12 protein-coding genes are annotated in these 13,943 nt (G+C 49.0%); 1 reads left to right on the forward strand and 11 read right to left on the reverse strand.

Annotation, left to right across the window (positions count from 1 at the left end):
- Positions 1-17 precede the first annotated feature (17 nt).
- The 4 genes from greA to CIK99_RS03860 all read right to left on the reverse strand — a co-directional run bounded on the left by greA (position 18) and on the right by CIK99_RS03860 (position 6,283).
- Positions 18-488, reverse strand: coding sequence for a transcription elongation factor GreA (gene greA / locus CIK99_RS03840; RefSeq protein ID WP_094379956.1), 471 nt, complete (start codon positions 486-488; stop codon positions 18-20).
- Between the two features lie 623 nt (positions 489-1,111).
- Positions 1,112-2,074: a phosphatase PAP2 family protein gene (locus CIK99_RS03845; protein ID WP_094379958.1), complete on the reverse strand. Its 963-nt coding sequence runs from the start codon at positions 2,072-2,074 to the stop codon at positions 1,112-1,114.
- 1,183 nt (positions 2,075-3,257) lie between these two features.
- The gene (locus CIK99_RS03855; RefSeq protein ID WP_094379963.1) at positions 3,258-5,456 is read right to left on the reverse strand and encodes a helix-turn-helix domain-containing protein; all 2,199 of its coding nucleotides are present in this window, start codon (positions 5,454-5,456) and stop codon (positions 3,258-3,260) included.
- A 77-nt stretch (positions 5,457-5,533) separates the two neighbouring features.
- Positions 5,534-6,283, reverse strand: a complete 750-nt coding sequence (locus tag CIK99_RS03860) for a porin family protein (RefSeq protein ID WP_094379965.1) — start codon at positions 6,281-6,283, stop codon at positions 5,534-5,536.
- Between the two features lie 158 nt (positions 6,284-6,441).
- On the opposite strand from CIK99_RS03860, the gene CIK99_RS03865 reads away from it, so the two are divergent.
- Entirely contained in the window at positions 6,442-6,612 is a 171-nt protein-coding gene (locus tag CIK99_RS03865; protein ID WP_094379967.1) for a 4Fe-4S binding protein, read from the forward strand.
- Between the two features lie 131 nt (positions 6,613-6,743).
- Here CIK99_RS03865 and CIK99_RS03870 read toward each other — a convergent pair whose 3' ends face one another.
- From CIK99_RS03870 to CIK99_RS03900, 7 genes are all read right to left on the reverse strand, one after another.
- Positions 6,744-8,075, reverse strand: coding sequence for a TolC family protein (locus CIK99_RS03870; protein WP_094379969.1), 1,332 nt, complete (start codon positions 8,073-8,075; stop codon positions 6,744-6,746).
- Between the two features lie 15 nt (positions 8,076-8,090).
- The gene (locus CIK99_RS03875) at positions 8,091-9,197 is read right to left on the reverse strand and encodes an efflux RND transporter periplasmic adaptor subunit (RefSeq protein ID WP_094379971.1); all 1,107 of its coding nucleotides are present in this window, start codon (positions 9,195-9,197) and stop codon (positions 8,091-8,093) included.
- Between the two features lie 108 nt (positions 9,198-9,305).
- Complete coding sequence (locus tag CIK99_RS03880) at positions 9,306-10,550, reverse strand: ABC transporter permease (RefSeq protein WP_094379973.1); 1,245 nt, start codon at positions 10,548-10,550, stop codon at positions 9,306-9,308.
- Between the two features lie 61 nt (positions 10,551-10,611).
- The gene (locus CIK99_RS03885) at positions 10,612-11,871 is read right to left on the reverse strand and encodes an ABC transporter permease (protein ID WP_094379975.1); all 1,260 of its coding nucleotides are present in this window, start codon (positions 11,869-11,871) and stop codon (positions 10,612-10,614) included.
- A 63-nt stretch (positions 11,872-11,934) separates the two neighbouring features.
- Entirely contained in the window at positions 11,935-12,639 is a 705-nt protein-coding gene (locus CIK99_RS03890; RefSeq protein ID WP_094379977.1) for an ABC transporter ATP-binding protein, read from the reverse strand.
- Between the two features lie 83 nt (positions 12,640-12,722).
- Positions 12,723-13,073: a GntR family transcriptional regulator gene (locus tag CIK99_RS03895; protein WP_094379979.1), complete on the reverse strand. Its 351-nt coding sequence runs from the start codon at positions 13,071-13,073 to the stop codon at positions 12,723-12,725.
- 13 nt (positions 13,074-13,086) lie between these two features.
- Positions 13,087-13,938 (reverse strand): hypothetical protein, encoded by an 852-nt coding sequence (locus CIK99_RS03900; protein ID WP_094379982.1) that lies wholly within the window; start codon positions 13,936-13,938, stop codon positions 13,087-13,089.
- Between the last annotated feature and the right edge of the window lie 5 nt (positions 13,939-13,943).

A 13,943-nucleotide genomic window follows, 5' to 3' on the forward strand; every position in this document is an offset into this window, starting at 1 on the left:
ATGTTGATTAAACGCATTTATCCCACGATGCTAATGCTGTCGATACGGAGCTTGATGGTGCCGCGGGGAATCTTTATCTCCACCTCGTCGCCCACCTTCTTGCCCAGCAGTCCCTGAGCGATAGGAGTCTTGATAGAGATCTTGCCCTCGCGCAGGTTAGCCTCGTTCTCACTCACGATGACATAGGTCATCTTGGTGTTAGTGGTAAGATTGGTCATCTCCACCTTAGAGAGGATCTGCACAATATCGCTGCTCAGACGAGACACGTCGATGATCTTCGCCTCGCTGATGGCAAGCTTGAGTTTGTTAATCTTATCTTCAAGATGCGCCTGAGCCTCCTTGGCAGCATCATATTCGGAATTCTCGCTGAGGTCGCCCTTGTCGCGGGCTTCTGCTATAGCTGCTGACGCTTTAGGACGCTCAATACTTTCCAAACGTTTTAGTTCGGCCACCATGTTATCGTAGCCTTCTTGCGACATATAAGCCATAATGATTTTTATAATTTTTAGGGTTAAACAAATTGTCTCTTCCGTGTGACACGAAAAAAAATAGAATTCCAACATCCCTGATGCCGGAATCCCAATATTCTTTGCGTCTCTACACTTAATCTGCTGCAAAGGTAAGCATTATTTTTCAATCCACCAAACTTTTTCCCCAAAAAATAAAATAATTCAGCCCAACAACGTCATCGTTGTCGGGCTGAATCCTGAAAATTTTGGAAAATTTTCGTTGCGTTGCAATCACTTGAAGTCTCACGACTTAGGTCTTGCGTTACCTAAAATACTAACCTATTACCTAACTAAAAACTAAATAACTAACCTATCAAACGAAACAAATCAATCTTATTACCTAAATAACCTCTATAACTAAAAATCAAATCCAAATGTGTTCCCCATCCTACAAATCTTATACCTTATCAGGCTTTGTTAAATACCTACTTGTCTTTTGACGATGCAAAGATACGACGATTTTCTCAATACCGTATCATTTTTCATGCCGTTTTTGCATTTTTTCCGTTTTATTTTGATACATATCAAATTTCTGTGTTCGCACACAACTATTACAAATGTGCCATAAGATAAATCTATAAATTTCTTAAATCGCCTATATATCAGTCTTTTACAAACGGATAAACATAGTAAAATGCGAAGAAGAAAACAAAAGCCGAAATCCACCCTCCAAAAACGTCTATGGCATAGTGGGCGAAGATGTAAACCGTGGAGAAGCACAGTAGCACGTAAAACGGCGTGAGAAGCCAAAGCAGACGACGGCTTCCCGACTTCCATGCCAACAGCATCAGTATCGTGCTCACCCCCACATGACTGCTGGGAAAAGCTGCCGTGGGACGCTCGCCTGCTGCATGGGCATCGGCCACACACTGATAGAAAAAGCCGTCCTTGTATCCCGGACTCTCAAGCGCCTCCTGATGGGTGGCAAACCAGTCGTGGATGTCGGGAAACACGCCACGGGCAATATCGTCGATGCCCACGGCACAGTAGTAATACTGCGGACCTGCCACGGGAAGGGCTATATATATAATGTAGTAGGTGAAAAACGACGCGAGGATCACAAACGACGCCCTGCCGAAGTCGGCATATCGCCAAAAGAAGTAAAACAGCGTCACCACGGCTATCATCGGGAAATAGGCGGCATAGCCCATGTCCATCAGCTCGCTCACCACCGGATGGCTGAGACAGCGCGAGAAAAGCAACGCCGGCTGACAGCCGAACATCTGCTGCTCCCAGGTGGCGAAAAGATGGTCGAGATTAGGAAACAGGCGGTTAAACTCATACGTGTCAGGATACCACCACGACAGCAGTGCCATCTGCGCAGCGACACGGCTGAAACGCGTCAGCCTGCACGGCCACATCCTGTACACCAACCACAGGGCAGCTGTTATAACCACCACCCTCACCCTGCCGAACAGCATCGACTCGGGATTGTGAAGCTTGGTGTAGGTAAAGAAAATAAGTAGCAGGGTGACCACGAGATAGCCCATCACCACCCACTCCACCGTGAGCAAACCCTTCTTCGGATTGCTCTCGCGCTGAAAGATAACTGGTATTTTTATCATCACTTCTTTGTTTTCAATCTAATTTCGGCTGCAAAATTACTATTTTTTTTCCAAATTCCTTGACCCTTCATCCATTTTTCTTTATCCACCACCCCGATTTGTCGCGTATTTGTGACGGCAATGGACAGGCGTCTTACATAAAGCAAAACCCTACATCGGCGGGCATCGGCACAATCAACGTATGCTGACATCGGCACAATCAACGTCTGCTGGCGTCGGCACAATCAACTCATCAACTTTCTTTTACACATTGCAAATGCCACACATTTATTTCGACTTTGCAAGTCTTCGCAATCAATTTTTCGCCATTTACATTTATTACAATACTTAAGTTTCGTATGTACTCAACTCTAAGAAGTTAAGGAAGTTAAAGAAGTTAAAGAAGTTAAAGACAATAGTCTTTTCGTTTCCTTTCGGGAGTTTTCTGGGCTTTGACATACGTCTTTAACTTCCTTAACTTCTTTAACTTCTTTAACTTCCCCTTGCTGCGAAAGTTGAGTTACAATACACAACGGGTATTATACACTCTCTAACTACCCCGAAATATTTCTCCAACTACGTAAATATTTTTCCTTAGTTAGAGAGATTTTGTGGGTTTAAAATAAAACTGTAATACTGTAATACTGTATGTTAACAAACCTAAAACACTCTCAAAATGAATACAGTATTACAGTATTACAGTTTTATTTTAAGGCATCTCCCTTTTTTTTGAAAAAACTTTATATTATATATATATATAAATATATATATATAATATAATATAAAATTGGGAAAAAGCACACCCTTTAAAATAAAACTGTAATACTGTAATACTGTTGCAAATTTGTCTTTTTGACTCAATTCCCTTAATGCTGCTATCGAGCCACTTTCACCTGCATTTTCTTGGTTTTGAAAAAAAAATTCATCATATTCCCACTTTTTCCCGCCTTTTTCTTGGAACGTAACAATAAAAGGTTCTTCAACTAAATTGCAGAAGAACCACCTATTTCAGTACAAGACATAATGATAGTATATGTAAATTATTCAGACCGGATAAGTTTTGCGTGTTTATTGACAGGCTTTAATGAACACTATCTGGATTTATGTAAAAATTCCCGATGAAATCGGCAAAAATTACATAAATCCGGATTGTGGGCAGTATTTGAATTTTATGGATGTAAATGCTGATGAGGTTGATTTGTAATTATGTTTCAGACCTTATTACGATTTCAATCTCTGTGTAGCTAATTTCGTCGGGACAAGCGGCCTTGATTGCACCCTTGCCGTCGGCAGTGCCGATTTCGCTTATTGCCCTCCGAATGATGGCGATATGGTCAGCTGGAACGAGCCGTTCGATGGGAATATCGCCAGTGGCGACGTATCGGCTGAGATGTGATGTGATGGTTTGTGGCGTCAAGAGCCGCTCTGTGGCAATCTCGTCGATGCTTTTTCCCTCTTTATAAAGCTTAAAACTCGTCTCCCAAGTCTTCTCCTTAGGTCCTTTAGGCTCCTTAGGTCCTTTAGGCTCCTTAGGTTCTTTAAGCTTCTTAGTTTTCTTAGGTTTAGCCTCTTTTTCTGCCTTCGACTGTCCGCCCATGGCTACGACGAGGGCACGTTGGCGCTCATGCAGATAGACAGGAAGTGAAAATTCGAGTTCAGACATCGCTTTCAGTAGCAACATGCGTGAGCGGAAATGGATGTTGAGGTCAGAATAGGCATCGTCGAGGCGGCGAAGAGCCTCCTTGTTGTTAGACTGAATACCCTTGACGAGATCCAGCGGACGCTTGAGGACAGCCGACAGCGAGTCGGCGAAATACGTTGCGCTCCGCTTCACTCGCTCAAGTAGCGCCTCGCTGCCCATTTGCTGAAACGGCATTGATAGTAGGGTGGAGGACCATTTTACAGACACGTCGGTGACGGAAGTCTGGAAGTCGGCAGCCGCCTGTCTGAAGAGTTGTACGAGTGAGGCGTTCTGTCCCGCGAAATACTCCATCAGCAGTCGTAGCATATAGTCGGTCTTCTCTTTGAGAGCCGTGAACGTAAACATTTCGACGAGCATCTCGCGGTAGTAGTTCTCCTTGAGCTGAGGCAGTAACGCAATGCTCTGCTGGGCCTCATACTCCTGCCGTTCCATATAGTTCTCCACGCGGCTGTCGCTGATGATGGCCTGCGGTGTGATGGGCGAGGCGATGACGATGCCGTCGAGACTGCGGCAACGGCTGAGTGCCACATACACCTGTCCTGGAGCGAACGAATGACCGGCATCGATGATGGCGCGCTCGAACGTGAGACCTTGGCTCTTGTGAATGGTGATGGCCCATGCCAGCCGAAGAGGATATTGGCGGAAGACGCCTTGTATCTCGGTTTGTATCTCGTGTGTCTCGGGATTGATGGTATAGTGGGCGTTTTCCCATTCCTGCTGTGCCACCTCTATCTCTCGCTCCTCGCCAGTGCAACGCACGCACACCTTGTCGTTGTCGAGGCTGGTGACGATGCCTATCTTGCCGTTGTAGTAGAGTCCGTCGGTGTCGTTTTTGATAAACATCACCTGTGCTCCCACCTTGAGCATGAGGTTTTGTGCCGTGGGGTAAGACGTTGGCGGGAAGGTGCCTTCTATCTCGGCGTCATACACGAAGGGAGCCGTGGTGAGGCGGCTCATCTCGTGGTCGTTGTATTCGTCGGCCATGCGGTTGTGGGTGGTGAGGCGGATATATCCCTCTTCTGTCTTTGGCGTGAACGAAGGGTTGTAGCGCGACTGGAGAGTGATAAAGTCTTGTTGTGTGGCGCGGTTCTCGCGAATGTTGTTGAGGAGGTCAACAAACTGCATGTCGGCCTGCCGGTAGATTTTCTCGAGTTGAATGGTGACGTAATCCACCTGTTGCAATGCCTTGCTGCCGAAGAAGTAAGGCGTGTCGTAATATGGTCGCAGCAGCTGTTCGTCTTCGGGAGTCACTACGGGCGTGAGCTGTGCGAGGTCGCCTATCATTAGTAGCTGTACGCCGCCGAAGGGCAGCGAGTGACGGCGAAATCGCCTTAGCACGTTGTCGATGGCGTCGAGGAGGTCGCTTCTCACCATGCTTATCTCGTCGATAATGAGGAGGTCGAGCGAGCTGATGATCTTTCGTTTCTCTTTGCTGAAGTCATACTTGTTTTTCACCTGTGCCCCAGGTACATAGGGCGAGAGCGGCAGTTGGAAGAAGGAGTGTATGGTCATGCCTCCAGCGTTGATGGCAGCCACTCCCGTGGGAGCGACGACAACCATCTGCTTTGTGCTTTTCTCCACCAAGGTGCGGAGGAATGTGGTCTTGCCTGTTCCTGCCTTTCCGGTGAGGAAGATGCTACGTCCTGTATGTTCGACGAAGTCCCAGGCGTGGCGTAGTTGCGGGTTTCTGTCTGTTGGCATAGTGATGACGGCTGAGAGTGGTTATTATAATAATGTGTTATTTGAAAAAGTCTTGTGTAAATCGAAATTGTTAAGCGTCATTCGAAATAGAACGTGAGAACAAACATCTTGCTTCGTGCCTCGCTCACCGAGTTGGCATAGGCCTTGAGGTTTTCGTCTTTCAGTTCGCCAGCGTGTTCGCGACGCAGGCAGTCGCTGAGGCTGTAGCAGAACTTGAGTTCGGGGATGAGCTTGAAGAAAGGAAGATAGAGGTCGCATCCCAGTCCTATCTCCACAAAGGTGTCGTATCGTTTTAGCTGTATGATGTCCTCGCTTTTCGCGGTGAGGTTTATCATGGGGCTGATGCCTGCAAGCATGTATGGACGGTAGTTGCCATATCGCTTTGCGCTGAATTTCAGGTCGATGGGCAGTGCGATATAGGTGTTTTTCAGATCTTGTGTCGTTTCGGTGGCGTTGCCGTCTTGGTCGGTGGCAGAGAGATTGCGGAAGACGAGGTGTTTTGCCCCGAAGTGCATGGTGGGTGCAAAGCGGAGTGAGAGATAGTCGGTGAGCCGCAAGTCGGCAAGAACGCCCACGCTGAGTCCTGGGTTCCACTTGTCAGCATCGCAGAGAATGGTTTGTGTGGCGGTGGTGCCGTCGGGCAGAGTGACGGTCTGCGGTCCGACATTTACGAAGTTGATGTCCTGCGCATGAAATCCCACGTGAATGCCGAAGTGTAGCGGTCGCAAGTCGATATAGGGCTTGTTTTCCACCTGTTGGTTCTGTGCCTTGGCGGTCGAAAGAGCCAAAAAAGCTATTAGTATAATGCAAGTTGCAATCTTTTTCATACTATATAAAACGTAAGATATGGAGCATTTATTGTGTAGAAAATAATTTTGATTTTGTATAAATAATAAAATTATCTACCTAAAATGTGGTATATTTCAAAATAAATGAGTACTTTTGCATCACAATTTTTTGGTATTAATTATTAAAGATTATTATTATGGCATACGTAATTGGTGATGACTGTATCGCATGCGGTACATGTATCGATGAGTGCCCAGCAGGAGCAATCTCTGAGGGCGAGAAGTATTCAATCAATCCTGATGTCTGCACAGAGTGCGGTACATGCGCTGATGTTTGTCCTTCTGAGGCAATCAGCCTTCCAGCTTAATTGAATCTTCTGGAAAGAGACAGAAAAGGCAAGAGTCCATTGGGAATCTTGCCTTTCTTTTTTTCAATTATCGGGAACATGAGTGTTATGTAATCATCTTGTCCGCGTCAGAAGTCGAGAGTCTTTACGCGTCAGAAGTTGAGAGTCTTTCCGCGGTAGAAGTTGATGAGTGCTCTCTGGTATATATATTCGTATTTTGCCTGTGCCAGGTCGCTCTCGGCCTTGAGGAGGTTGTTTTTCTGTTCGTTAAACTCGGTGATGGTGGCTTTGCCGTTTTCGTATTTGCCCCGTGTCAGTTCGAAGGCATCGGCGTTGCTGTTCACCGCCTCTTGGCTGCTGCTGTACTTGCTGACCGAGGCCACGGCGTTGTAATACACCTGTTGAATCTCCTTGTAGAGGTCTTTCTTTGTGTTTTCGAGTCTCAGCGATTGGTTTTCCTGGTCTATCTTCGCCGTGCGAATCTTGTTGCGTGTAGAGAAGTGGTTGAAGACAGGTATTGAGACGTTGAAGCCAAGATATTGGCTGAAATTGTTTTTCAACTGTTTGCCAAAGCCGTCGGCATCGAATCCCGACGTCTTGTAGTAGTTGGTGCCCAGGCCTGCTGAGAAAGAGAGCGTCGGCAGGTAGTCGGCGCGTGCTATCTTGATGTTGTAGTCGGTGCCAGTGAGGCGCAGTTGTTCGGCTCTCACCTGAGGTTTGATGCCGAGAGCCTCGTTATATATAAGGTCGGGCGAGGGGATGGTGGCTTCTGCTGAGCCAAGTGGCAGCTCGTCGGGGTTGGGTCTGACGATGGCGAATCCCTCTGGCGAAGGCAGTTCGAGCAGCTGGCTCAGGGCGAGCAGCGAGAGCCTGTAGTTGTTGTCGGCATTGGTGGCGGTGAGGCGGCTTTGTGCCAGTGTAGCCCTTTGTTGCGACACCTCGGCCTTGCTTGCCTTTCCCGCCTTGAGCATCTGTTCGAGGCGATAGACCTGCATGGAGTCGATGGCTATCTGCCTTTGTGCCACGTCACAGATCTCCATGTCGTAGAGAATCTGCACATAGGCTTTTGCCACCTGTGTGCGTATGTCGTCGCGAGCTTTTTCGAGGTCGGCGAGCGACGCGTCGAGGTTGAGCTGCGATAGCTTCACGGCATTGACTATCTTGTTGCCCGTGAAGATGGGCACCGAGGCTCCGAGCTGGAACGACGTGTTAGAGGTGTTGGTGTTCTCGTATGTGTTTTGTGCCGTGAGACCACGTCCGAAGGAGAAGTTCTGTCCGATGGACGCATCTACTGTAGGCAGATGGTTGCCACGGTTGTCGTCGAGTTGTATCTGTTGCTGCCGTGCTTGGTTTTGCTGCTGCTTGATGGTGATGTTGTGGTCGATGGCATAGTCGATACATTCGCGCATGCTCCATGTCTTGGACTGTGCCGATGCCGTGATGGCAGAAGCAAGGATAGAAGTGATGATGAAGATTCTTTTCATGATGTAATGTCTTTGTTATTTGTCATCCGCCACCTTCTGAGGACCGCGTATCTTGTCCTTCACGGTGACGCCCTTCTTTATCTCAATGTTTACGCCGTCGCTGATGCCCGTGGTGACGGGGACGCGATCGTAAGTCTTGTTGTCGCCAGAGCCTTTTATGATATAAACAAAAGTGGAGTCGTTGCTGAACTCGATAGCGCTCTCAGGTATGGCTACGACCTTCGACACCTTGTCGAGTACGATCTCGGCATTGGCGCTGTAGCCCGCCCTGATCTTTCCTCCTTCAGCGCTCTTTATGGCAGCCTTCACCTCAAACTGGTTAGCGCCGTTGTTCTCCACCGCCTTAGGAGAGATATACTCGAGTGTAGCTTCGAAGTTCACGCCTTGCAGCGCGCCGACGGTGATCTTCATGGGCATGCCCTGGAAGAGACGTCCCACCTCGGTCTCGTCGATGTTTCCGCGGAAGATGAGGTCGTTCATGTCAGCCACGGTGGCAATGGTGGTTCCGTCGTTGAACGTGTTGCTGAGCACCACAGTATTTCCCACCTTCACCGGGATGTCGAGGATGATGCCCGAGATGGTAGAGCGGATAAGTGTGGAGCTGGCGTTGGCATTGCTCTTTGACACTCCGTCGCGCACCACTTCGAGGGCGTCGTTGGCTGCCACCACCTCTTCTTCTGCCTGTCGCAGTGTCTGTCTTATCTTGTCAAACTCGTCGGCTGAGACAAGGTTCTGATTGAACAGCGCCTCCTCGCGCTTGAAATCGACCTTCGCCTGCTTGAGGTTGATGCTGGCAAGACGCACGCGAGCCTCGGCAGAGGAGAGCTGCCCCATGTCGGGGATCACCTTTACCTTGGCGATCACCTCGCCCTCCTGCACCTTGTCGCCCGCCTCCTTATAAAGATGGGTGATGATACCGCTGATCTGAGGCTTTACGCTCACCTCGTCGCGCGGCTCAATCTTTCCGGTGATGACGGTGGTCTTGCTGATGTCGGTCAGCGAGGGTGTGAACTCGTTATAGACCACGGGCTGTGGTTGTGACTTTTTGTAAAGGAACACGAATGTCCCGATGAAGATTACTGCGATGATGGCTGCAATAATGAGTTTGCTGTACTTTTTCATATTGGGTGATTATTTTTTTTTATTGTCTGTTATGATTCTCATGTCGATGTTTTTTTTAACACGGGATCTTGCTGTCTTCTCCATGGAGTCGATATAATCCATCAGACATTATTCGTCACGCATGGCATCGACGGGCTTGATGCTCATGGCACGCCAGGCGGGAGCAAGACCGGCGAGACCGCCGAGGAAACTGAGCAGGAGAGTGGCGGCGATGGCAGTCCAGAAACCCACCTGGAAGTGGGCGCCGAGGATGCCGTCGGTGGTGTTGGCCAGTTCGATCAGCTCCAGGAGGCTGACGCCGAAGAGGATGCCGCTCATGCCCGCTACGGCTGTCAAGAGGATGCTCTCAGAGATGATCTGCGAGAGGATCATCCTTGGTGTTGCACCGATGGCGCGTCGTATGCCTATCTCTATGGTGCGCTCCTTCACGGTGACCATCATGATGTTTGAAACACCTATGGCGCCGGCGAGCAACGTGCCGATGCCTATGAGCCAGATGAGGAAGTTGACACCGTTGAACAGATTGTCGAGCATGGCAAAGAGCAGCTCGGTATTAAACAGGGTGATGGCTTTCTCGTCGGTAGGGTCAACCATGTGGGCGCGGGCTATCACCGTGCGCATACGGTCGGTGATAGAGCTCATCACCACTCCTGGCTTTGCCGTGACGGCGAGGCTATGTATTTGGTCGCCAGAGTTGTATATTTTTTGGAAGAGGGTGTAAGGTATGGTGACGAGCTGGTCGGGACGGCCGTTGATACTGATGCCGTTGACCTTATAGTCCACACCTATCACCTGATAGTAAGTGCCATCCACCCTGATGCGTTTCCCGCAAGGGTCGCCACCGCCGGGGAAGAGCTTCTTGTAAACCTCCTTGCCGATGACACACACCTTGCGCCCTAACTTGATGTCCATCTCGTTGAGGAATCGTCCGTAGTACATCATAGGCGGATTGATGGCAGGATAGTCGTAACTCACGCCCGAGACATTGGCCGAGAACGACTTGTCGTCAACCACGGCGTCTTTAGTGCCGCCAAACATGACAGGAGTGATCACATCCAGTTCAGGCACCTGCTGCCTCAGACGATCAATGTCTTTCTCCACCATCGAGAAGTAACGTCCCTTGCGGAAACCCTTGTAGGGCTTCGTCGTGTTTTGTGTCCACACCATGGCCGAATTGGTGGCGAAGCCAGCGAAATTCTTCTGTAGCATCTCCTTCAGCCCCTTGCCTCCTCCGATGAGGAAGATGAGCATGAACACGCCCCAGAACACTCCGAATCCCGTGAGGAACGACCTCGTCTTGTTGCGGGTGATGGTGTCGATAATCTCGCGATATGTGTCAATGTCAAACTTCATTTGTATTCTTTTCTTTCTACTTATACTTCCTACATTTCTTTTCTCTTTCCTTGCCTTGCCTTTATTCCGCACGAAGCGCTTCTATGGGTCTTACCCTTGCAGCCTTGACGGCAGGAATGAGCCCCGCTATGGTGCCAGCGACGATGATGACGAGCGTTGCCTGGATGCAGACGTCGAGTCCAACTGTTGGGTTGAGGAACATCGAGGCCTGGAAGAGCCCGGTATCAACCACCTCATGACCTATCGTGGCATTCATATACTCGTTGACGCCTATGCCGCAGAGCATGCCTATATACCCAAACAAGGCGGTGGTGATGACGCTCTCGGTGATGATGAGCTTCAGGATGTGCCATGGTTTGGCGCCGATAGCCTTCCTCACTCCAAACTCGCGTGTGCGTTCCTTCACGGTGATAAGCATGATGTTTGACACGCCAACGATGCCGCTGAGGAGCGTGAACAGACCTATTATCCATAATGCCGAGCGGATGATGGCAATGCCTGTCGTCATCTGGATATTGTCCATATAACGGTTCCAGATATACATCGCCGACTCGTCGTCGGGAGCGGCATTATGCTGGATGTTGATATGTGCGCGGTAGTTTTTCTCAAACTCCTTGTTCTGTTCTTCGGTGACAAGGTTCTTGATCTCAAACTGGATGCTGCCCGCATCGTCGCCCTTGGCGTATATGGTCTTCAAGGTGGTATAGGGGATGAAAGCCGAGACACTCTGGTTCTGCTTGTCGTCCTTCACTATACCTATCACCTTGAAGGCCAGACCGTCAACCTTCACGTGACGGCCTATGAGAGAGAGATAATCAGTATCGAGTTCTTTTGCCTGTTCCTGCCAGAGAGCTATGACCTTGCGCTTCTCCTTCATGTCGATTTCGTTGACAAAACGTCCAGCCACCATCTCGCGCTTGTTGATCTCCGCGTCAGAAGGATAAACACCATTAAGGCTCTGTGCGGAGATATACTTCTCGCCCAACGATATGTTTATGCCGTTGACAGAGATCTCCGACCCAACCTTCATAGTGTTGTCGCTGAAGGTCTTCTCGGTGATAGCTACATCTGATTCCTTGAGTGGAGTGTATCGTCCTTCCTTCAAGCCCTTGAACGCTTTCGACGTTTGTCCGCTGAATATCTTCATCGAGTTGGCGAGATGGCGGTTCTGCTGGTCGAGCTGTGCGTTGATGAGCCCATTGCCAGCGCCGAGGAGGAATATCAGCATGAATATTCCCCATGCCACCGCAAAGCCCGTGAGCGACGTGCGGAGCTTGTTGCGCTTGGCTGTGCTCCATATTTCTTTGAAGAGTTCAATCATATTGTTGTTGTTTAGTTGACGAGTTGACAAGTTGACAAGTTGACGAGTTGACAACTAATCCACTTACTTAAATCCCCTATTCGCATGATGGTCGAAGTTTTCCTCGATTTTGCCTATGAGTCCGTCTTTGATATGAATAATCTTGTTGGTCTCGTTGGCCACGCCACCTTCGTGAGTGACCACGACGATGGTTATTCCCTCGTCGTGGTTGAGCTTCTTCAGAAGGTCCATCACCTCGACGCTGGTCTTCGAATCAAGGGCGCCGGTAGGTTCGTCGGCAAGGATGATCTGCGGCTTGGTAATGAGCGCACGCGCAATGGCTACACGCTGCTTCTGTCCTCCAGACATCTCGTTGGGATAGTGGTTTGCCCACTGTGCCAAGCTCAGCCGGTCAAGATATTCCATGGCCATCTGGTGGCGTTTCTTTCTGCTTACGCCCTGGTAGAACAGTGGCAGTTCGACGTTTTCAACCGCCGTCTTAAACGGGATGAGGTTGAACGACTGGAAGATGAACCCTATCATCTTGTTGCGGTATTCGGCTGCACGGCTTTCGCTGAGGTTCCATATTGGCACACCATTGAGCAGGTATTCGCCAGAGTCGTAGTTGTCAAGAATGCCTAAGATATTCAGCAGGGTGGATTTTCCCGAACCCGATGCACCCATGATGGAGACAAACTCCCCCTTCTCGATGTCGAGGTTGATGCCCTTGAGCACGTGAAGCGGCTGTGCTCCCTGATATGTCTTGTTAATGTCTTTAAGATGAATCATAATCTTTTGTTTTTATCCTTGGACGCTGCATCACTTGAAAAAGCTGCAAAAAGAAGTGATAAAAATGGTTAAAACGAACGCCGCTACTGTTGCCATGCTTTATTGATATCGTCAATGGAAATGCCTAACAGCTGCATCTGTCTGAACAGTTCGGGCAGCGTCTGCTTCATAAATTCCTGCTTGCGAGCCTTGCGTATCTCTTGGCTTGCGCCTGCCGTGACGAAGTATCCAAGGCCACGCTTGTTGTAGATGATGCCGTCGCGCGCCAGTTGGTCGTATGCCTTTACGGCGGTGTTGGTGTTCACTTGTAGCATTACCGCGTATTCGCGCACGCTGGGTATTCGGTCGTCGTCCTTGTAGGTGCCGGCGATGATCTCGTCACACAGCCGGTCGGCCATCTGGATATATATTGCCTTGTCGTTGCTGAAATTCATGTCTTTGAGTGTGTTAAATGTTCAACCATTTGTTGTTTATTACCTGCATGCGGCAGAATAACTTATAGCTACCCCAATACAAGAGTGCGCTGAGTGCCCACGAGAGAATGACGCCTGTCCAGAAGAAATAGTGATAGTTGTACTCGGTTATGTTGCTGAAGATGAGCGACATATAGTCGAAAACATTAATGTTGATAAATATCAGGAGGAAACCTAATACAAACTGTGTACAGAGCGTGAAAAGCCATGCGTTGCGGCGGTAGAGAGTGCCACAGAACACCCAGAACGAGTTGACGTGGATGCACACCGTGATGAAGCCAACATAGAGATAGATCATCTGGAATTCAATGCCGTTGACATTAAAGTTATTGTCCTCCGGACTGAAAAGCCAGGCGATGACCGATTTGGCAAAGCCTCCTTCAAGTATGGCGAGAGAGAACAGATACTGCATGATATCGGCAAAGATAAGGCTGACGCAGAGGCAAAGGAAATAACCTATGGTGACATGGAGGTAACGCGCGAGATACTTCTCAAGGTTTGACGACGGCTGCATCAGATATGCTATGCGCTGCTGCTTGTTTCTCATATTCATGAAGATGAACGAGGCGCCTAAGGTGAGCGAGAAGAACAGGGTCATCACAGCCATGCCTCCCAGACTATGCATGAGGTGGTAGAAGATATACTCTCTGTCCGCAAGGCTCTGACTGTTGAAACCGTGCATCTTCAGCGAGAGAATGTTGATGCAGAACAGGAAGGTGAGTGCTATTGCTACTCCCACGGTGCAGCGTATGTAGTCTTTCTTTTCGGTCAATGTCTCCCACTTGGTGAGGAGGATGAATCTATTGAGATTGAATGTTGTGCTCATATAGT

Origin of the sequence: Prevotella sp. P5-92, from assembly GCF_002251245.1 — a bacterium.
In the GTDB taxonomy this organism is placed as follows: domain Bacteria; phylum Bacteroidota; class Bacteroidia; order Bacteroidales; family Bacteroidaceae; genus Prevotella.